This window comes from Bacillus cereus group sp. Bc031 (genome assembly GCF_027716265.1).
Lineage (GTDB): Bacteria > Bacillota > Bacilli > Bacillales > Bacillaceae_G > Bacillus_A > Bacillus_A paranthracis.
In genome coordinates, this window is record NZ_JAQFUL010000028.1 from 1 (window position 1) to 20357 (window position 20357).

Sequence of the window (20357 nt, forward strand, 5' to 3'; positions counted from 1 at the left end):
ACGGAAGTTAAGCTCTCTAGCGCCGATGGTAGTTGGGACCTTGTCCCTGTGAGAGTAGGACGTCGCCAAGCAACTAAGCACGAGTCAAATGACTCGTGTTTTTTCGTGTTTTCTTTTATAATCCATAGTAATAAAAAATGTATTTAAATCATTATTATTTTGATTAAATACAGGGGAATGTGGCTAGGATAGTAAATAAGCAAAAGAGTTGCAAATTTTATTAATACGTATATAATTAAAGTCAAAGATAGTCAAAGTCAATAAAGGTGGCGGATAAATGAGAAATATATCTGATATCATTGAGCAATATCTAAAGCAAGTTATTGACTTAAGTAATAATAATGTGATTGAAATCAAGAGAAATGAGATTGCGGATCGATTCGAGTGCGTACCATCTCAAATCAATTATGTGATCAATACCCGTTTTACGTTAGAAAGAGGATTTGTAGTAGAAAGTAAACGTGGTGGAGGAGGTTACATTCGCATTATAAAAGTCAAACTGCATGACGATATAGACATTATTGATCAAATGCTTCATATGATTGATCATAGCGTTGCGCAAGGAAATGCAGAGAGTATGATTATACGTTTAATAGAAGAGGGAATCATAACGAATCGTGAAGCTAAACTTATGTTAAGCGTACTAGATCGTTCTGTATTATCAATGGATGTTCCTTCTCGAGATGAACTTAGGGCTCGAATATTATGCGCAATGTTAAGAACACTGAAATATAAATAAATACAGCTTTTGTAAAAGAATAATAACTAAAAGATAAGGCAGTTAAATATTGTAGAAGTTTTGAAAAAAGAACACGCACTTTTATGTAAACGAATAAAGGAAAGTGAACAGTCTAGTAATGTATGAAAAGTACTATGAGATAGATCGTTCCTGTTGTAAAGGTGGGGATAGTGATGACTTGTCAAAACTGTAATATAAGACCAGCAACTTTACATTATACAAAAGTAATTAACGAAAAGAAGGCGGAAGTTCATCTTTGTGAGCAATGTGCAGAACAAAGTGGCTATACGTCTTTCTTTCAATCATCGCAGTCTAACTTTTCATTCCATGATTTATTTGCTGGGTTATTACACGGTGAATCAACAATGTTTGAAGAAGAAAAAAGCGGATTTTCGAACACAAATATATTAAGATGTCCAAATTGTAAAATGACATATGAGCAACTTACAAAGGTAGGACGCTTTGGATGTGCTTCTTGTTACGATACATTTAAGGAACATTTAAAGCCGTTATTAAAACGCCTTCACGGCGGGCATACAGATCATTGTGGAAAAATTCCGAAGCGTATAGAAGGAAATATTCACTTAAAGAAAGAATTAGATGAACTAAAACTCATTTTGAAACAATACGTACAGAAAGAGGAATTTGAGAAAGCTGCTGGAGTAAGGGATAAAATTAGAAATATTGAAACTCAGCTTAGTGAGCATAGAGAGGGGGAATAGTTCTATGTCACTGGACAAAATTATGAATGAAGCGATTAGTCCATGGATGAAGGGAGATGGCCCTGATTCTGATATTGTTTTAAGTAGTCGAATTCGTTTGGCTCGTAATTTTAAAAAATATCAATTCTCTACTATGCAAAACGAAGAAGAAGCTAAACAGATTCAAGAATTATTTAAAAAGGAATTTATAAATAAAACAGTAGAACCTTTTGGAGAGTTTGAACTATTAAAAATGAATGAATTAACGCCTCTTCAAAGGAGAGTATTAGTTGAAAAGCATTTAATTAGTCCCAACCTTGCAGGAACAGAATATGGAGCGTGTCTATTGTCAGAAAACGAACATATTAGTGTTATGCTGAATGAAGAAGACCATATTCGGATTCAGTGCTTATTTTCAGGATTGCAGTTATCAGAGGCACTTCAAAGTGCCAATCAAATAGATAATTGGATTGAGAAAGAGGTTGAATATGCTTTTGATGAATCACTTGGATATATTACGAGCTGCCCTACTAACGTTGGTACAGGACTTAGGGCTTCCGTAATGATCCATTTACCAGGGCTCGTTTTAACGAAAAGAATTAGCCGTATTATACAAGTAATTCAAAAATTAGGGTTAGTAGTAAGAGGAATATACGGTGAAGGTAGCGAAGCGTTAGGTAATATATTTCAAGTGTCAAACCAAATGACGCTAGGAAAATCTGAAGAAGATATTATTGCAGATTTAAAGAGTGTCATTCAACAAATCATACAGCAAGAAAAGATGGCTAGAGAATTAATTGTACAAAATTCAAGTATTGAGCTTGAAGATAAAGTTTATCGCTCTTATGGCATACTAGCCAACAGTCGTTTAATTCAATCTACGGAAGCAGCAAATTGCTTATCAGATTTACGACTTGGTATTGATTTAGGATATATAAAAGGTATATCGAGAAATATTTTGACTGAGCTAATGGTTCTTACACAACCAGGCATTTTACAACAATATGCGGGAGGACCTTTAGGGCCAGAAGAAAGAGATTATCGAAGAGCAACCTTAATCCGTGAGCGATTACGTATTGAAAAAAACTAAGCGCAAGTAGGAGGCGATTTCTATGATGTTTGGAAGATTTACAGAAAGAGCACAGAAAGTATTAGCTTTATCTCAAGAGGAAGCGATTCGTATTGGGCATAACAATATTGGAACAGAACATATTTTACTTGGGCTTGTACGCGAAGCTGAAGGAATTGCAGCAAAAGCGTTGATTGCTCTTGGATTAAGCCCGGAGAAAGTTCAAAAAGAAGTAGAAGCGTTAATTGGACGCGGAACAGAAGCTTCTCAAACCGTACATTATACACCGCGTGCTAAAAAGGTTATTGAGCTGTCTATGGATGAAGCTCGTAAATTAGGTCATTCTTACGTTGGAACAGAACATATTTTACTTGGTTTAATCCGCGAGGGTGAAGGGGTAGCAGCACGTGTTTTAAATAACTTAGGTGTTAGCTTAAATAAGGCAAGACAACAAGTATTGCAACTTCTTGGAAGTAATGAAGCAAGTTCAGGTCATCAAGGTGGTTCTTCAACAAATGCAAATACACCAACACTTGATAGCTTAGCACGTGATTTAACAGTTGTTGCACGTGAAAATCGTTTAGACCCTGTTATTGGACGTGGTAAAGAAATTCAACGTGTAATTGAAGTTTTAAGCCGTAGAACGAAAAACAATCCTGTATTAATTGGGGAGCCTGGTGTAGGTAAAACGGCAATTGCAGAAGGATTAGCACAACAAATCGTAAATAATGAAGTTCCTGAAACTTTAAGAGATAAGCGTGTTATGACACTAGATATGGGTACAGTGGTAGCCGGAACGAAATACCGTGGTGAATTTGAAGACCGTTTGAAGAAAGTAATGGATGAAATCCGCCAAGCAGGAAATATCATTCTATTTATTGATGAACTTCATACATTAATTGGTGCAGGTGGAGCAGAAGGTGCTATTGACGCATCGAACATTTTAAAACCATCTTTAGCTCGTGGGGAATTACAATGTATTGGAGCGACAACGTTAGATGAATATCGCAAATATATTGAAAAAGATGCAGCTTTAGAGAGACGTTTCCAACCAATTCACGTTGATGAGCCAAGTTTAGATGAATCAACTCAAATTTTGAAAGGTTTACGCGATCGTTATGAGGCACATCACCGCGTATCTATTACAGATGATGCAATTGATGCAGCTGTAAAGCTTTCAGATCGTTATATTACAGATCGTTTCTTACCAGATAAAGCAATTGATTTAATTGATGAAGCTGCTTCAAAGGTTCGCTTACGCTCTTATACAACACCACCAAATCTAAAAGAGCTTGAAGTGAAGCTTGAGGAAATTAGAAAAGAAAAAGATGCAGCTGTACAAAGTCAAGAGTTTGAAAAAGCTGCTTCCTTACGTGATATGGAACAACGTTTACGTGAGAAGTTAGAAGATACGAAGCGTCAATGGAAAGAGCAACAAGGAAAAGAAAACTCAGAAGTGACAGTAGAAGATATTGCAAATGTTGTTTCTACGTGGACTCGTATCCCGGTTTCTAAGCTTGCACAAACAGAGACTGATAAATTATTAAACTTAGAATCGATTCTTCACGATCGTGTTATTGGTCAAGATGAAGCGGTAGTAGCTGTGGCGAAAGCTGTTCGTCGTGCTAGAGCAGGTTTGAAAGATCCGAAACGTCCGATTGGTTCATTTATTTTCTTAGGACCAACAGGTGTAGGTAAAACGGAGCTAGCAAGAGCGTTGGCAGAATCTATGTTCGGTGATGAGGATGCAATGATTCGCATCGATATGTCTGAGTACATGGAGAAGCATTCTACTTCTCGTTTAGTTGGATCTCCTCCAGGATATGTTGGATATGAAGAAGGTGGACAATTAACAGAAAAGGTTCGCCGTAAGCCATATTCAGTTGTCTTATTAGATGAAGTAGAGAAAGCTCATCCTGATGTGTTTAACATTTTACTACAAGTATTAGAAGATGGTCGCTTAACAGATTCTAAAGGGCGTACAGTTGATTTCCGTAATACAATTGTTATTATGACATCTAACGTTGGTGCAGAAGCGTTAAAACGTAATAAACATCTTGGATTTAACGTACAAGATGAGAGCCGCGATTATTCAGATATGAAAGGTAAAGTAATGGATGAACTGAAAAAGGCATTCCGTCCAGAATTCTTAAACCGTATTGATGAAATTATCGTGTTCCATATGCTTGAGAAAAAACATATTCAAGAGATTGTAACACTTATGGTAAATCAGTTAGTAAATCGCTTAAAAGAGCAAGAAATTGAATTGCATTTAACAGAAGGAGCGATTTCGGCTATTGCTGATAAAGGGTTTGACCGAGAGTACGGTGCTCGTCCGCTTCGTAGAGCAATTCAGAAACATGTAGAAGATAGACTATCGGAAGAACTTTTAAAAGGTGCTATTGAGAAAGGACAAAAAGTTATCTTTGATGTTGAAGGAGAATCATTTGTCATTCATAGTGCTGAAAAGGTAAAATAAGTATAGACAAACTAAGAGGGCTACGAGATAGCCCTCTTTCTTGTACGATAAGGATAAATTGTTTATAGATGAAAGTGAAGTGAGATATAAAACGATATGGCTAAAAAGAAAACAAAATTCACATGTCAAGAGTGTGGGTATCAGTCACCAAAATATATGGGGAAATGCCCTGGATGTGGTCAATGGAATACGCTTGTTGAAGAGATGGAACCGGTTGTATCATCAAGGCGCCTTAATTATGCGAATGCAATTCAAACAGAAGTAACAAAACCAAGACGTCTAACAGAAGTGGAAACAAAGTCTGAGGCGCGTATTGAAACAAAATTTCAAGAATTTAACCGTGTACTTGGTGGCGGGATTGTAGATGGATCCTTAGTACTGATTGGTGGAGACCCCGGGATTGGAAAATCAACGTTACTATTACAAATATCATCACAATTAGCGGATTCTTCATATGATGTCCTATATATATCGGGTGAAGAATCAGCAAAACAGATTAAACTGCGTGCGGATCGTTTACATGTAAATGGTAGTAATCTATTTGTTGTATCAGAGACGGACTTACAGCGAATTGCAACACATATTGAAGAGGTGAACCCAGCCTTTGTTGTTATTGATTCTATTCAAACAATACATCTACCTGAAGTAACATCAGCACCGGGAAGTGTGGCACAAGTTCGTGAATGTACAGCGGAATTAATGAAACTTGCAAAAACGAAAGGAATCCCTATTTTTATCGTTGGACATGTGACAAAAGAGGGAGCGATTGCAGGACCTCGTATGTTAGAACATATGGTCGATGCAGTTCTTTACTTTGAAGGAGACCGTCATCATACATACCGCATTTTGCGAGCAGTAAAGAATCGTTTTGGTTCTACGAATGAAATGGGTATTTTTGAAATGAAAGAGCTTGGCCTTGCAGAAGTATTAAACCCTTCTGAAATTTTTCTTGAGGAAAGACCAGTTGGGGTTGCAGGATCAACAGTGGTTGCTTCAATGGAAGGAACAAGACCAGTTTTAGTAGAAATACAAGCATTAATTTCCCCTACTAGTTTTGGAAACCCTCGAAGAATGGCAACGGGAATTGATCATAACCGTGTATCGCTTATTATGGCAGTGCTAGAAAAAAGAACAGGCTTATTATTGCAAAATCAGGATGCATATTTAAAAGTAGCAGGTGGTTTGAAGTTAGATGAACCAGCAATTGATTTAGCTGTCGCCTTAAGTATAGCTTCAAGTTTTAGAGATAAATCTACGGCACCAACCGATGCAGTAATAGGAGAAGTAGGATTAACTGGAGAAATAAGAAGAGTATCAAGAATTGAACAACGTGTACAAGAAGCAGCTAAATTAGGATTTCAACGCGCTATTATTCCTAGAAAAAATTTGGGAGGATGGACAATTCCAGATGGGATTGAGGTAGTTGGTGTATCTAATTTAGGAGAAGCACTTCGTTTGACATTAGGAGGCTAGGCTATGGAAGAAAACAAGCAACGTGTCAAAAGTATGATTAATATTTTACAACTTGTGGCCCCGGGAACACCACTGCGCGAAGGGATAGATAATGTACTTCGCGCACAAACAGGGGGATTAATTGTTCTTGGATATAATGAGCAGATTAAAAGTATTGTTGATGGAGGTTTTCATATTAATTGTGCATTCTCTCCAGCTAGTTTATATGAATTAGCAAAAATGGATGGGGCACTTATTTTAAATGAAACGGGAAGTAAAATTTTGATTTCGAACGCACAGTTAGTTCCAGAGTCATCTATTGACTCTATTGAGACAGGTATGCGCCACCGAACGGCGGAGCGTGTAGCAAAGCAGACAGGCAGCCTTGTTGTGGCTATTTCACAAAGACGTAACGTAATTACGCTATATCAAGGGAATTTACGTTATACACTAAAAGATATAGGCGTTATTTTAACAAAGGCGAATCAAGCTATCCAAACGTTAGAAAAATATAAGGCTGTATGGAATGATGGGATTACGAATTTGGGCATTCTAGAATTTGAAGAGGTTGTTACAATGTCCGAGGTAGTCCATGTTTTACATAGTGTTGAAATGGTACTACGTATTAAAAATGAAATATTGAGCTATATTCATGAATTGGGAACAGAAGGTAGGTTAATTCGTTTACAACTTACGGAACTATTAGCCGACTTAGAAGCAGAGGCAGCGCTATTAATTAAAGATTACTATCAAGAAAAAACACAAGACCATCATCAAATTTTGAAAAAGTTACAAGAACTTGCGAATACACAACTTCTAGAGGACAGTGATTTAGTTAAATTGCTTGGATACCCAGGACAAACGAGTTTAGAAGAAAGTGTGACGCCGAGAGGATACCGAATCACAAGCAAAATTTCGCGTGTTCCACCACTTATCATTGAAAATTTAATTAATCGATTTAAAACTTTGCAAGGTGTTTGTCGTGCAACTATTAATGAATTAGATGATGTGGAAGGAATTGGAGAAGTCAGGGCGAAGAAAATACGAGAAGGCCTAAAAAGAATTCAAGAGCATCTCTATATGAGTAGACACAATTAAGAATATTACATTGATTCCATAATATAACGACACTAGAACATTTTTGGTATATGATATGATATATTGGTAAATAAAACTATTTATAAAAAAACACGTCCGCTTTTGCATTCGGCGTTTTGATTAGCGAAACAATGGTTAATAATGAGTAGGAGGTGGTTGGATGTTAAAACGGATTGTACAGCTCTTCTTTTTAGTAATCGGGGGAGCGTTAGGGATTTACTTAATCCCAAAAGTTATTAATGTATTAGACATCGGTGCCGTTCCTTTATTGGAAGGATCGTATGTTCGTGCAATTATTGGTGCAATTATTTTATTTTTAACAACATTTTGGCTTGTAGATTATATTGTTCAACTTATTAAGCATATTGAAGAGGCTCTTGTAAAAGCGCCTGTAGCAGATGTTTTGTTTGGTACATTAGGTTTAATCTCTGGGCTTATTGTTGCGTATTTAATTTTAATACCAATTCGTGAATTTACAATTCCAGTTATTAGTACAGTGTTGCAAGTGTTCTTTACTCTTTTACTAGGATATTTAGGATTCCAAGTAGGGTTTAAAAAGAGGAATGAATTGCTAGGATTATTTACATTACCACAACGTGGGAAGAAGAAAAATAATAATAGTGAGAATGAAGAACCAGAAAATGAGGTAGAAGAATCTTTAGCGCATTGGAAAATTCTCGATACAAGTGTAATTATCGATGGACGTATTGCTGATATTTGCCAAACAAAGTTTTTAGAAGGAACAATTGTCATTCCGCAATTCGTGTTAGAAGAACTTCAGCACATTGCCGATTCTTCTGATGCTTTAAAACGTAATCGTGGTCGCAGAGGATTAGATATTTTAAATCGTATTCAAAAAGAGATGCCGATCCCGGTAGAAATTTATGAAGGCGATTTCGATGATATTCAGGAAGTGGATAGCAAACTTGTAAAGTTGGCGAAAATCACTGGTGGAACGGTAGTAACGAATGACTTCAACTTAAACAAAGTCTCTGAATTACAAGGGGTAACGGTGTTAAACATTAATGATTTAGCTAATGCAATTAAACCTGTTGTACTCCCAGGTGAAGAATTAAGTGTGTATGTTGTAAAAGATGGAAAAGAACAAAATCAAGGTGTAGCATATTTAGATGACGGCACGATGATTGTAGTAGAAGATGGTAGAGAATATGTAGGCTCACAACTCGATGTACTCGTTACGAGTGTGTTACAAACGTCGGCTGGGCGCATGATTTTTGCCAAACGTAAATTATTAGAAAAAGCATTATAAGTAGAGGATTATTAATATGTATACATTAATTATTCCAGCAGCTGGTCAAGGAAAGCGGATGGGTGCTGGCAAAAATAAGTTGTTCTTACTTATTAATGAAGTACCGATTATTGTGCATACGTTACGTGCTTTCGAACAGGATAAAGCATGTAAAAATATTATTATGGCAATTAACGAAGAAGAGCGTCCGTATTTTGAAGAGTTAATGCAAAAGTATCCGGTTGCAAAGCCAGTACAATTTATTCAAGGTGGAGCTGAAAGACAAGATAGTGTATATAATGCGATTCAGCATACGAGTGATGTTGAGTATGTTCTTGTACATGACGGTGCGCGCCCGTTCGTAACGAATAAAGTGATCCAAGATGTATTAACGGCAGCAGAAAAATATGGAGCTTCCATTTGTGCGGTGCCAGTGAAAGATACTGTTAAGAAAGTAGAGCAGGGTGTTGTTGTCGAAACGGTAGAAAGATCTCAACTTAAAGCTGTTCAAACACCGCAAGGGTTCTCTGTTTCTCTTTTGTTAGAAGCTCATAGAAGTGCGAAGCAGAGTTGTTTCCTTGGTACAGATGATGCAAGTCTCGTAGAACGTATCGGGAAGCAAGTAGGTGTAGTAGAGGGGAGTTACTATAATATTAAAGTGACGACCCCAGAGGATTTACTAATTGCTGAAAGTTTTCTTCACGTTCAAAAGAAATGATAGCAATGATTATAGCGAAGAGAAGCTCGGCAAAGGCCGGGCTTTTCTTTATAAGGATAGCGATATAATATAGAATCATAAAGCTCAGTAGTTTAGCTCGAGGAGGATGTAAAAAATGTTTCGAATTGGACAAGGTTTTGATGTGCATGAATTCGCGGAAGGTAGACCGTTAATTATTGGCGGAATTACAATTCCACATGAGAAAGGATTAATCGGTCACTCTGATGCAGATGTATTGTTACATACAATCGCGGATGCGTGTTTAGGTGCAATTGCAGCAGGAGATATTGGGAAACATTTTCCTGATACAGACCCTGCCTTTAAAGATGCTGATTCAGCTGTATTATTGCAAAAGGTTTGGGAGTTTGTGCGTGAACAAGGTTATGAATTAGGGAATTTAGATTGTACAATTATTGCTCAAAAGCCAAAAATGGCACCACATATTGAAAGTATGCGCAAACGTATTAGTGAGCTATTAGAAACGTCTATCGATAATATCAATGTAAAGGCAACAACAACAGAAAAATTAGGATTTACAGGTAGAGAAGAAGGAATTGCTTCTCAAGCAGTTGTTTTATTACAGAAAAAATAATGGTTTTTAATTCGTAAGATGGATAATCACATTTTTTTGGTGTACAATTATAGAATGTGTTGACATTAAGAATGGAAGGTGTACCAATTATGGAAAAGCAAGTGAGAGTGCGCTATGCGCCAAGTCCAACAGGACACTTACATATCGGAAATGCGCGTACGGCATTATTTAATTATTTATTTGCTCGTCATCAAGATGGTAAGTTTATTATTCGTATTGAAGATACTGATGTAAAACGTAATGTTGCTGGTGGAGAAGAAAGCCAATTAAAATACTTGAAATGGCTCGGTATGGACTGGGATGAAGGTGTTGATGTTGGTGGTGAATTTGGACCATATCGTCAAACAGAGCGTTTAGATATTTATAAAAAGTTATATGAAGATTTATTAGAGCGTGGTTTAGCTTACAAATGTTATATGACAGAAGAAGAGCTAGAAGCAGAACGCGAAGGGCAAATTGCTCGTGGTGAAACACCTCGTTACGCAGGTAACCACCGTGATTTAACTGAAGCGCAAGTGAAAGAATTTGAAGCTGAGGGACGTATTCCAAGTATTCGTTTCCGCGTACCAGCTGACCGTGATTACACATTTAAAGATATTGTAAAAGATGAAGTTGCATTCCATTCAAATGATTTCGGTGATTTCGTTATCGTGAAAAAAGATGGAATTCCAACTTATAACTTTGCAGTAGCAGTAGATGATCACTTAATGGAAATTACACACGTACTTCGTGGTGATGACCATATTTCAAACACGCCAAAACAAATGATGATTTATGAAGCTTTCGGTTGGGATATTCCGCAATTCGGTCATATGACTTTAATTGTAAATGAAAGCCGTAAAAAATTAAGTAAGCGTGATGAATCTATTATTCAATTTATTGAGCAATATAAAGAGCTTGGATATCTTCCAGAAGCAATCTTTAACTTTATTGCACTACTAGGTTGGTCGCCAGTAGGAGAAGAAGAAATCTTCTCTCAAGAAGAGTTTATCAAAATGTTTGATGCAGCTCGTTTATCAAAATCACCTGCATTATTTGATTCTCAAAAACTAAAATGGATGAACAACCAATATATGAAAAAGCAAGATTTAGATACGGTGGTAGAATTAAGCTTACCGCATTTAGTGAAGGCTGGACGTATAGGTGAAACTTTAAGTGAACAAGAACAAGCTTGGATTCGTGATGTAATTGCGTTATATCATGAACAAATGAGCTTTGGAGCTGAAATTGTAGAGCTTTCTGAAATGTTCTTCAAAGATCATGTTGATTATGAAGAAGAAGGACAAGAAGTATTAAAAGGTGAACAAGTACCAGAAGTACTTCGTGCATTTGCTGGTCAAGTAGAAGCACTAGAAGCTATGGAACCGGCAGCAATTAAGGCGGCTATTAAAGCAGTTCAAAAGGAAACAGGTCATAAAGGTAAAAATTTATTTATGCCAATCCGTGTTGCAACTACTGGTCAAACACACGGTCCAGAGCTTCCTAATGCTATTGCACTTCTTGGAAAAGAAAAAGTTTTAAATCGTCTTCAAAAAGTAATTGGTTAACATTTTCTAGGTTTAGAAATATAATAAGTATACTTAAAACCTAATAAGGAAAAGCGACGAGAAGGAGAAGTAGAAAATCAGGCTTTTTACAGAGAGAACCACCTTAGGCTGGAAGTGGTTTATAAGCGGATTTTTGAAATGCCCCTTCGAGTCTTCTGCTGAACAGCAAATTGTTTTGCGAAACGTCTTAGGACGTAAAGTAAGCAGAAGCGGTGTACACCGTTATCAGAGATGAGTTTGAGGCTTTTTTTAGCCTAAACAGAGTGGAACCGCGCTTATAAGGCGTCTCTGTCAATATGACAGAGACGCCTTTTTTTATACCGTAAAATTGGGTATGAGTATAAGTTTTATCCACGTGTATAAAGATTTAGGGGGATAAGTAGGGAGTTAGTTCACTCGAAAAAGCAGCCCATAAAGGGGAGGGAACGTCGATGTTTAAGAGGCTTCGGGAAGATATTGAAGTCGTTTTTGAACAGGATCCAGCGGCAAGAAGTTATTTCGAAGTCATTTTGACTTACTCTGGATTACATGCAGTTTGGGCCCATCGAATTGCACATGCTTTTTATAAAAAGAATTTCTTCTTTATTGCACGTTGGATCTCACAAGTTAGTCGTTTCTTTACTGGCATTGAGATTCATCCAGGAGCAACAATTGGTCGTCGTTTTTTCATTGACCATGGAATGGGAGTTGTAATTGGAGAAACGTGCGAAATTGGTGATAATGTAACGATCTATCAAGGAGTTACATTAGGTGGTACGGGTAAAGAAAAGGGAAAGAGGCACCCTACAATTCAGGATAATGTATTAATTGCCACAGGTGCTAAAGTACTGGGTTCTATTACAGTTGGAGAGAATTCTAAAATTGGAGCAGGTTCTGTCGTATTAAAAGAAGTCCCTGCACATTCTACAGTTGTAGGTATACCTGGCCGAGTCGTTATTCAAAATGGCGTAAAGATTGGTCAAGAATTGAATCATTCCGACCTTCCAGACCCAATTTTTGATAAATTAAAGGTCATGGAAGTAGAACTTGATAAATTGAAAAAACAACTTGAAGTAAAGGTAGAAAGGAAGGATAAAAATGACTATTCACATTTATAATACGTTAACACGTCAAAAGGAAGAGTTTATTCCATTAGAAGAAAATAAGGTAAAGATGTATGTATGCGGACCTACAGTTTATAACTATATTCACATCGGGAACGCAAGACCACCTATGGTATTTGATACAGTGCGCCGTTATTTAGAATATAAAGGATACGATGTGCAGTATGTATCTAACTTTACTGACGTAGATGATAAATTAATTAAAGCGGCAAATGAATTAGGTGAAGATGTGCCGACAATTGCGGACCGTTTCGTGGAAGCATATTTTGAAGATGTAACGGCACTAGGTTGCAAACATGCAACAGTTCATCCGCGTGTAACAGAGAATATGGATATCATTATTGAATTTATTCAAGAACTTGTGAATAAAGGATATGCATATGAATCAGAAGGGGATGTGTACTTTAGAACGAAGGAATTCGAAGGGTACGGTAAGTTATCACATCAACCGATCGCGGACTTACGTCACGGTGCGCGTATTGAAGTAGGAGAAAAGAAACAAGACCCTCTTGATTTTGCACTATGGAAAGCTGCGAAAGAAGGAGAAATCTTCTGGGAAAGCCCTTGGGGTCAAGGTCGCCCAGGCTGGCATATCGAGTGCTCGGCAATGGCGCGTAAATACTTAGGGGATACAATTGATATTCACGCTGGTGGTCAAGACTTGGCATTTCCTCATCACGAGAATGAAATCGCGCAGTCTGAGGCGTTAACAGGAAAAACATTTGCACGTTATTGGATGCACAATGGATATATTAATATTAATAATGAGAAAATGTCTAAGTCACTTGGGAACTTCATTTTAGTTCACGATATCATTAAGCAATATGATCCGCAGTTAATTAGATTCTTTATGCTATCAGTACACTACCGTCACCCAATTAATTTCAGTGAAGAGTTATTACGAAGCACAAATAACGGACTGGAAAGAATTAAAACAGCTTACGGTAATTTAAAACACCGTATGGAAAGTAGTACGGATTTAACAGATCATGATGAGAAGTGGTTAGCTGACCTGAAAAAATTCCAAACTGCATTTGAAGAAGCGATGAATGATGACTTCAATACTGCCAATGCAATCACTGAGTTATATAATGTAGCAAATCATGCAAATCAATATTTACTGGAAGAACATACGTCTACAGTGGTAATTGAAGCATACGTAAAACAACTTGAAACATTATTTGATATTCTAGGGTTAGAATTAGCGCAAGAAGAGTTACTAGATGAAGAAATTGAAGCGCTTATTCAAAAACGTATTGAAGCTCGTAAAAATCGTGATTTTGCATTATCAGATCAAATTCGCGATGATTTAAAAGATCGTAATATTATTTTAGAAGATACCGCTCAAGGTACAAGATGGAAAAGAGGATAAGAATGATTGATGCAAAGCAATTAAACAGCTTAGCGTTAGCATATATGGGTGATGCGGTATATGAACAATATATCCGCTATCACCTACTTCAAAAAGGGAAGGTTCGTCCTAATCAGTTGCATCGATTAGGGACAAGCTTTGTTTCGGCAAAAGCACAGGCGAAAGTTGTTTATCATTTATTAGAGACAGCGTTTTTAACTGAGGAAGAAGAGGCAGTACTAAGAAGAGGGCGTAATGCAAATTCAGGTACTGTTCCGAAAAATACAGATGTACAAACATATCGACATAGTACAGCCTTTGAAGCGTTAATTGGCTATCATCACTTATTAAATAATCGTGAAAGATTAGACGAAATTGTATATAAGGCAATTGCTGTTCTAGAAGAAAAGGAAGGGGGCACATCATCATGAGTAGTGAATATATTATCGGACGTAACCCTGTAATTGAAGCGTTACGATCAGGGAGAGATATTAATAAAATTTGGATTGCAGAAGGTGCTGCCAAAGGACAAGTACAAATTGTACTAGCACTAGCGAAAGAAAATAAAATTATTTTGCAACATGCACCAAAAAAGAAGTTAGATCAATTAGTTGAGGGGAACCATCAAGGTGTAATTGCTCAAGTGGCCGCATATCAATATGCTGAGCTAGAAGATCTATTCAAAGTAGCAGAGAAGCGTAATGAAGATCCATTCTTCTTAATTTTAGATGAAATTGAAGACCCGCATAACCTCGGTTCTATTATGCGTACTGCGGACGCGACAGGAGCTCATGGAATTATAATTCCGAAAAGAAGAGCTGTGGGACTTACTGCATCAGTTGCGAAAGCATCTACTGGGGCAATTGAATATATTCCTGTTGCACGTGTAACGAATTTATCTCGTACAATCGATGAATTAAAAGAACGTGGACTTTGGATTGCTGGTACAGATGCAAAAGGAAAAACGGATTACCGTAATTTAGATGGTAAAATGCCAATTGGATTAGTAATTGGAAGTGAAGGAAAAGGTATGAGTCGTATTATTGGTGAAAAATGTGATTTCTTAATTACTTTACCGATGGTTGGTAAAGTTACATCCTTAAATGCTTCAGTGGCCGCAAGTTTGTTAATGTATGAGGTATATCGTAAACGTAACGAAATTGGTAAATAAAAAATGAACGATATTTTAATCGTTGACGGTTACAACATTATTGGAGCTTGGGGAGACTTGAAAAAACTACGGGATGTAGATTTGCAATCATCAAGAGATGCACTGATTGATAAGATGGCGGATTACCAAGGTTACACAGGTACAAAGGTAATGATCGTTTTTGATGCTTATACAGTCCACGGTATTGAAAAAAAGATGAAACAATCACGTGTGGAAGTTATATTCACGAGGAAGAATCAAACTGCAGATGAAAAGATAGAGCAACTTGCAATTGAGCTTAGAAATATAAATACGCAAATATATGTTGCGACTTCTGATTATACGGAACAATGGGTTATATTTGCTCAAGGTGCGCTCCGGAAATCTGCGCGGGAATTAGAGTTGGAAGTACAAGCGATGGAGCAACAAGTAAGAAGGCGTACACAAGACACAAAAGAAAAGCAACCTGCTATGCGAAAGATATTTAGTAAAGATATTACAGAAAAGTTAGAAAAATTAAGAAGAGGAGAGCGTTGAAGCATTGACGCTCTTTGTCTTTTTACTGTATAATATTTCTAAATAAATAGCGGTCGGAGGGATCAAGGTGGAAGCAGGCTTCGTAAGTGTAGGCGACGTTACATTTCGTGATTTAGAAGATGAGGCAATCGTTGAGTTAGTTCGAAAAGGTAATACTGACGCTCTAGAATATTTGATTCACAAATATAAGAACTTTGTTCGCGCGAAATCGAGATCTTATTTCTTAGTGGGTGCCGATCGAGAAGATATTGTTCAAGAAGGTATGATTGGATTGTTTAAAGCGATTCGTGATTATAAAGAGGACAAGCTGTCTTCATTCAAAGCATTTGCTGAACTGTGTATCACTCGACAAATTATTACCGCTATTAAAACAGCAACCAGGCAAAAACATATTCCGTTAAATTCATATGTGTCTTTAGATAAACCGATTTATGACGAGGAATCTGATCGGACATTATTAGATGTTATTTCGGAAGCGAAGGTAACTGATCCTGAAGAAATGATTATAAGTCAGGAAGAATATACCGACATAGAATCTAAAATATCTGAATTATTAAGCGATTTAGAAAGAAAAGTGCTTTCTTTATATCTAGACGGTCGTTCTTATCAAGAGATTTCGGAACAGTTAAATAGACATGTGAAATCTATTGATAACGCTTTACAGAGAGTGAAGCGGAAATTGGAACGATATATGGAAATGAGAGAGAGTACCACTTCAAATTAATAACAAGAGCTACAGGTGTAAAAAATCACCTGTTTTCTTTTTGTAGCGAGTACAAAAGGCATGTCATTGACATTGTCTTTTATTGTATGATACATTTTTAGGGACATAATGTTACAAGGTTGGTGTAACTAATGAGGAAAAAAGTTGTACTCTCATGTGAAGAGTGTAAAAATCGAAACTACTCTACGATGAAAGATACGAGCTCAGTAGAGCGACTTGAAATAAAGAAATTTTGTAAAACATGCAATCAGCATACAGTTCACAAGGAAACAAAATAAATAATTGAAATAATACACTGGAGGTCCCGTAGATGCGTTTAACGAACTTTTTCGGCGATGTAGGTCGCGAAATGAAAAAAGTAAGTTGGCCTAAAAAAGATGAATTACTCCGTTCAACAGCGACTGTTATCGCTACAGTTGTCTTCTTTGCGATTTTCTTCGCAGTAGTTGATATGGGCATTTCTTCTTTAATTCGGTTAATTCTTGGTTAATTCTTGAATAAGAAGCACTTATCCATGATATAATGTTATTTATAAGAACTGTGTAAAAGCCCGGTGAACGGGTTTTTTCATTTGCGCAAAAAAATGTACGTCAGGGAGGGAAGGACGCTCGTCCTAAATGAATGGAAAAAAGTTGGTATGTTGTCCATACTTATTCTGGATATGAAAATAAAGTAAAAGCAAACCTAGAGAAACGTGTAGAATCAATGGGTATGCAAGATAAAATTTTCCGTGTTGTTGTCCCGGAAGAAGTAGAAGTAGAAATGAAAAACGGTAAAGAAAAATTAATGAAAAGAAAAGTGTTCCCAGGTTATGTATTAGTAGAATTAATCATGACTGATGACTCTTGGTATGTTGTACGTAACACGCCAGGTGTAACTGGGTTCGTTGGTTCTTCTGGTTCTGGATCTAAACCATCACCTCTATTAGAAGAGGAAGTTGTTACCATTATGAAACATATGGGAATGGACAACGAAGTGGTTGATTTCGACTTTGAACTTCATGAGACAGTACGTGTAAATGAGGGACCATTCGCAGATTATACAGGTGCTATCGAAGAAATTGATGTGGAGAAGAAGAAGGTTAGCGTGCTTGTGGACATGTTTGGTCGCGAGACTCCAGTTGAACTTGACTTCCATCAAATTGAAAAATTATAAAATGAAACTTGAAATGAATTGTAAAAAGTGATAATATCTTTTAAGTCAGTACGTCTTCGTTATCGGAGACGTTTTTTGAAAGATTTTATCCTTAGAGATAAAATATGACGTGGGAGGGCAAATCACTGTCCAATTGACCACATCACGGACTTAAGGAGGTGTGTCTCGTGGCTAAAAAGGTAATTAAAATGGTAAAGCTTCAAATTCCTGCAGGTAAAGCTAACCCAGCTCCACCAGTTGGTCCAGCATTAGGACAAGCAGGTGTTAACATCATGGGCTTCTGTAAAGAGTTTAACGCTCGTACAGCAGATCAAGCTGGTCTTATCATCCCTGTTGAAATTACGGTATTTGAGGACCGTTCATTCACTTTCATTACTAAAACTCCTCCTGCTGCTGTTCTTCTTAAGAAAGTAGCTGGTATTGAGTCTGGTTCTGGTGAACCAAACCGTAATAAAGTGGCAACTGTTAAGCGTGATAAAGTACGCGAAATCGCTGAAACTAAAATGCCTGACCTAAACGCTGCTAGCGTAGAAGCTGCAATGCGTATGGTTGAAGGTACTGCACGCAGTATGGGCATCGTTATCGAAGACTAATTCGATTTGTTTTTTAAAAAAGGTTGCGGGTCTGGAATTCCAATTCGCAACCTTTATTATCGTAAATGATTATCGTTTTTAAATAAATGGGTGGCGCGCATCCTCAGGTTATACCTGAAAATAAGCGTAAACGTGGGAGGTTATTCCGCTAAAACCACATTCGAGGAGGAAATAAAAATGGCTAAAAGAGGTAAAAAGTACGTAGAAGCTGCAAAGCTTGTTGATCGTGCAGCTGCTTACTCTGCAACAGAAGCAGTAGAATTAGTAAAGAAAACAAACACAGCTAAATTTGATGCAACTGTAGAAGCTGCATTCCGTTTAGGTGTTGACCCTAAGAAAGCTGACCAACAAATCCGTGGTGCAGTTGTTCTTCCACACGGTACTGGTAAAGTACAACGTGTATTAGTGTTCGCTAAAGGTGAAAAAGCTAAAGAAGCTGAAGCTGCTGGAGCTGACTTCGTAGGCGATGCTGATTACATCGGTAAAATCCAACAAGGTTGGTTCGATTTCGATGTAGTAGTAGCAACTCCTGACATGATGGGTGAAGTTGGTAAACTTGGTCGCGTATTAGGACCTAAAGGTTTAATGCCAAACCCTAAAACTGGAACAGTTACTTTCGATGTAACTAAAGCTGTTAACGAAATCAAAGCTGGTAAAGTTGAATACCGCGTTGATAAAGCTGGTAACATCCACGTTCCAATCGGTAAAGTATCTTTCGAAGATGCTAAATTAGTAGAAAACTTCAGAACAATCGCTGACACTTTACAAAAAGTTAAGCCAGCTGCTGCAAAAGGTACTTACATGAAGAACGTAACAGTTGCTTCTACAATGGGACCTGGCGTACGTGTAGACGTTTCTACATTAGCGTAAATTTTGGAAGTTGACTTCATAAAGAAGTTTTAATATAATCATTTATGTTGTGAATTTAATTAGTGTACCGTAGACAGTAGGTGTCAATAGACTTAATTTCCTACCTAGGTGTTAATATACGAAGCGGAATTTTTTTCTGTGACTATATGCCTCCATGTCTACAAGTTGGGCATGGAGGTTTTTAGTGCACTTTCGGTACATCTTCTATATAATCTACAGGAGGTGTAATAACATGAGCAAAGTAATCGAAACTAAACAACAAGTTGTAACTGAAATCGCGGACAAACTTCGCGCTAGTAAATCTACAATCGTTGTTGACTACCGTGGTTTAACAGTTTCTGAAGCAACAGAATTACGTAAGCAATTACGTGAAGCTGGCGTTGAGTTCAAAGTTTACAAAAACTCTCTAACTCGTCGTGCTGCAGAATCTGCTGAAATGGCTGAGTTAAATGAATTCTTAACAGGACCAAACGCAATCGCGTTCAGTAACGAGGATGTAGTTGCTCCTGCGAAAGTATTAAACGACTTCGCTAAAGATCATGAAGCTTTAGAAATTAAAGCAGGCGTAATCGAAGGTAAACTTGTAACACTTGATGAGGTTAAAGCTATCGCTACTCTTCCATCACGTGAAGGCTTACTTTCTATGCTTCTTAGCGTTCTTCAAGCTCCAATCCGTAACCTTGCACTTGCTACTAAAGCAGTTGCAGACCAAAAGGAAGAGCAAGGCGCTTAATTTTTTAAAAGATAATTACGTATTATCGATAAAACAATACAAACCTATTTAAGGGAGGATATTTACAATGACTAAAGAACAAATCATTGAAGCAGTTAAATCTATGACTGTATTAGAACTTAACGACTTAGTAAAAGCTATCGAGGAAGAATTCGGCGTAACTGCTGCTGCTCCTGTAGCTGTTGCTGGTGGCGCTGGAGAAGCTGCTGCTGAGAAAACTGAATTTGATGTGGAACTAACTAGCGCTGGTGCACAAAAAATCAAAGTTATCAAAGTTGTTCGTGAAATCACTGGTCTTGGCTTAAAAGAAGCTAAAGAATTAGTTGACAACACTCCAAAAGTAATCAAAGAAGCTGCTGCTAAAGAAGAAGCTGAAGAAATCAAAGCTAAACTTGAAGAAGTTGGCGCTGCTGTAGAAGTTAAGTAATTAACTTTTGATGCTTTAAAAAAAGCTCGCTCTCATGCGAGCTTTTTTTTTAACTGTAAAGAAAAGAGGT

The 20357-nt window shown here is 37.2% G+C and carries 23 protein-coding genes and 2 other annotated features; all 23 genes read left to right on the forward strand.

Annotated elements, in window-relative coordinates; all coding sequences use genetic code 11:
* Nucleotides 1-277 precede the first annotated feature (277 nt).
* On the forward strand, nucleotides 278-739 hold the full coding sequence (ctsR, locus tag PDQ33_RS12775; protein ID WP_001244563.1) for a transcriptional regulator CtsR: 462 nt from the start codon (nucleotides 278-280) through the stop codon (nucleotides 737-739).
* A gap of 173 nt (nucleotides 740-912) precedes the next feature.
* On the forward strand, nucleotides 913-1461 hold the full coding sequence (locus PDQ33_RS12780; protein ID WP_000128381.1) for a UvrB/UvrC motif-containing protein: 549 nt from the start codon (nucleotides 913-915) through the stop codon (nucleotides 1459-1461).
* A gap of 4 nt (nucleotides 1462-1465) precedes the next feature.
* Nucleotides 1466-2530 (forward strand): protein arginine kinase, encoded by a 1065-nt coding sequence (locus PDQ33_RS12785; RefSeq protein WP_061131947.1) that lies wholly within the window; start codon nucleotides 1466-1468, stop codon nucleotides 2528-2530.
* A 22-nt stretch (nucleotides 2531-2552) separates the two neighbouring features.
* Nucleotides 2553-4988 (forward strand): ATP-dependent protease ATP-binding subunit ClpC, encoded by a 2436-nt coding sequence (gene clpC, locus PDQ33_RS12790; protein ID WP_270393358.1) that lies wholly within the window; start codon nucleotides 2553-2555, stop codon nucleotides 4986-4988.
* 96 nt (nucleotides 4989-5084) lie between these two features.
* Nucleotides 5085-6461, forward strand: a complete 1377-nt coding sequence (radA, locus tag PDQ33_RS12795; protein WP_001085212.1) for a DNA repair protein RadA — start codon at nucleotides 5085-5087, stop codon at nucleotides 6459-6461.
* A gap of 3 nt (nucleotides 6462-6464) precedes the next feature.
* On the forward strand, nucleotides 6465-7538 hold the full coding sequence (disA, locus tag PDQ33_RS12800; RefSeq protein ID WP_000392171.1) for a DNA integrity scanning diadenylate cyclase DisA: 1074 nt from the start codon (nucleotides 6465-6467) through the stop codon (nucleotides 7536-7538).
* 160 nt (nucleotides 7539-7698) lie between these two features.
* Nucleotides 7699-8808 (forward strand): PIN/TRAM domain-containing protein, encoded by a 1110-nt coding sequence (locus tag PDQ33_RS12805; RefSeq protein WP_000919684.1) that lies wholly within the window; start codon nucleotides 7699-7701, stop codon nucleotides 8806-8808.
* Between the two features lie 16 nt (nucleotides 8809-8824).
* Nucleotides 8825-9505, forward strand: a complete 681-nt coding sequence (ispD, locus tag PDQ33_RS12810) for a 2-C-methyl-D-erythritol 4-phosphate cytidylyltransferase (protein WP_000288304.1) — start codon at nucleotides 8825-8827, stop codon at nucleotides 9503-9505.
* 115 nt (nucleotides 9506-9620) lie between these two features.
* Nucleotides 9621-10097 (forward strand): 2-C-methyl-D-erythritol 2,4-cyclodiphosphate synthase, encoded by a 477-nt coding sequence (gene ispF / locus PDQ33_RS12815; protein WP_000488386.1) that lies wholly within the window; start codon nucleotides 9621-9623, stop codon nucleotides 10095-10097.
* 89 nt (nucleotides 10098-10186) lie between these two features.
* Nucleotides 10187-11644, forward strand: a complete 1458-nt coding sequence (gltX, locus tag PDQ33_RS12820; RefSeq protein ID WP_000415154.1) for a glutamate--tRNA ligase — start codon at nucleotides 10187-10189, stop codon at nucleotides 11642-11644.
* Between the two features lie 47 nt (nucleotides 11645-11691).
* Nucleotides 11692-11937, forward strand: a binding site (T-box leader).
* 138 nt (nucleotides 11938-12075) lie between these two features.
* Nucleotides 12076-12741: a serine O-acetyltransferase gene (gene cysE, locus PDQ33_RS12825; RefSeq protein ID WP_000476500.1), complete on the forward strand. Its 666-nt coding sequence runs from the start codon at nucleotides 12076-12078 to the stop codon at nucleotides 12739-12741.
* On the forward strand, nucleotides 12722-14119 hold the full coding sequence (gene cysS / locus PDQ33_RS12830) for a cysteine--tRNA ligase (RefSeq protein ID WP_000152257.1): 1398 nt from the start codon (nucleotides 12722-12724) through the stop codon (nucleotides 14117-14119). The genes cysE and cysS overlap by 20 nt, the downstream gene beginning before the upstream one ends.
* A 2-nt stretch (nucleotides 14120-14121) precedes the next feature.
* Nucleotides 14122-14529, forward strand: a complete 408-nt coding sequence (locus tag PDQ33_RS12835) for a Mini-ribonuclease 3 (RefSeq protein ID WP_000564261.1) — start codon at nucleotides 14122-14124, stop codon at nucleotides 14527-14529.
* On the forward strand, nucleotides 14526-15269 hold the full coding sequence (rlmB, locus tag PDQ33_RS12840; RefSeq protein WP_000093759.1) for a 23S rRNA (guanosine(2251)-2'-O)-methyltransferase RlmB: 744 nt from the start codon (nucleotides 14526-14528) through the stop codon (nucleotides 15267-15269). Before PDQ33_RS12835 ends, rlmB begins: the two co-directional genes overlap by 4 nt.
* Before the next feature lie 3 nt (nucleotides 15270-15272).
* Complete coding sequence (locus tag PDQ33_RS12845; RefSeq protein WP_000997883.1) at nucleotides 15273-15785, forward strand: NYN domain-containing protein; 513 nt, start codon at nucleotides 15273-15275, stop codon at nucleotides 15783-15785.
* A 67-nt stretch (nucleotides 15786-15852) separates the two neighbouring features.
* Nucleotides 15853-16509, forward strand: a complete 657-nt coding sequence (locus PDQ33_RS12850; protein WP_000387199.1) for an RNA polymerase sporulation sigma factor SigH — start codon at nucleotides 15853-15855, stop codon at nucleotides 16507-16509.
* Between the two features lie 131 nt (nucleotides 16510-16640).
* Entirely contained in the window at nucleotides 16641-16787 is a 147-nt protein-coding gene (gene rpmG / locus PDQ33_RS12855) for a 50S ribosomal protein L33 (protein ID WP_002070160.1), read from the forward strand.
* A gap of 32 nt (nucleotides 16788-16819) precedes the next feature.
* Nucleotides 16820-16999: a preprotein translocase subunit SecE gene (gene secE / locus PDQ33_RS12860; protein WP_001241321.1), complete on the forward strand. Its 180-nt coding sequence runs from the start codon at nucleotides 16820-16822 to the stop codon at nucleotides 16997-16999.
* Nucleotides 17000-17130: 131 nt separating this feature from the next.
* A complete protein-coding gene (nusG, locus tag PDQ33_RS12865; RefSeq protein ID WP_000415794.1) occupies nucleotides 17131-17664 on the forward strand; it encodes a transcription termination/antitermination protein NusG in 534 nt (177 codons plus the stop codon).
* Between the two features lie 167 nt (nucleotides 17665-17831).
* The gene (gene rplK / locus PDQ33_RS12870) at nucleotides 17832-18257 is read left to right on the forward strand and encodes a 50S ribosomal protein L11 (protein WP_001085872.1); all 426 of its coding nucleotides are present in this window, start codon (nucleotides 17832-17834) and stop codon (nucleotides 18255-18257) included.
* Nucleotides 18258-18434: 177 nt separating this feature from the next.
* On the forward strand, nucleotides 18435-19127 hold the full coding sequence (gene rplA, locus PDQ33_RS12875; RefSeq protein WP_002020168.1) for a 50S ribosomal protein L1: 693 nt from the start codon (nucleotides 18435-18437) through the stop codon (nucleotides 19125-19127).
* A 49-nt stretch (nucleotides 19128-19176) separates the two neighbouring features.
* Nucleotides 19177-19320 (forward strand) — a sequence feature (ribosomal protein L10 leader region).
* A 39-nt stretch (nucleotides 19321-19359) separates the two neighbouring features.
* Nucleotides 19360-19860, forward strand: coding sequence for a 50S ribosomal protein L10 (rplJ, locus tag PDQ33_RS12880; RefSeq protein ID WP_000048716.1), 501 nt, complete (start codon nucleotides 19360-19362; stop codon nucleotides 19858-19860).
* 67 nt (nucleotides 19861-19927) lie between these two features.
* Nucleotides 19928-20287 carry a 50S ribosomal protein L7/L12 gene (gene rplL, locus PDQ33_RS12885; protein ID WP_000159736.1) on the forward strand — a complete coding sequence of 120 codons (360 nt, stop codon included), beginning with the start codon at nucleotides 19928-19930 and terminating at the stop codon, nucleotides 20285-20287.
* The last annotated feature ends 70 nt before the right edge of the window (nucleotides 20288-20357 follow it).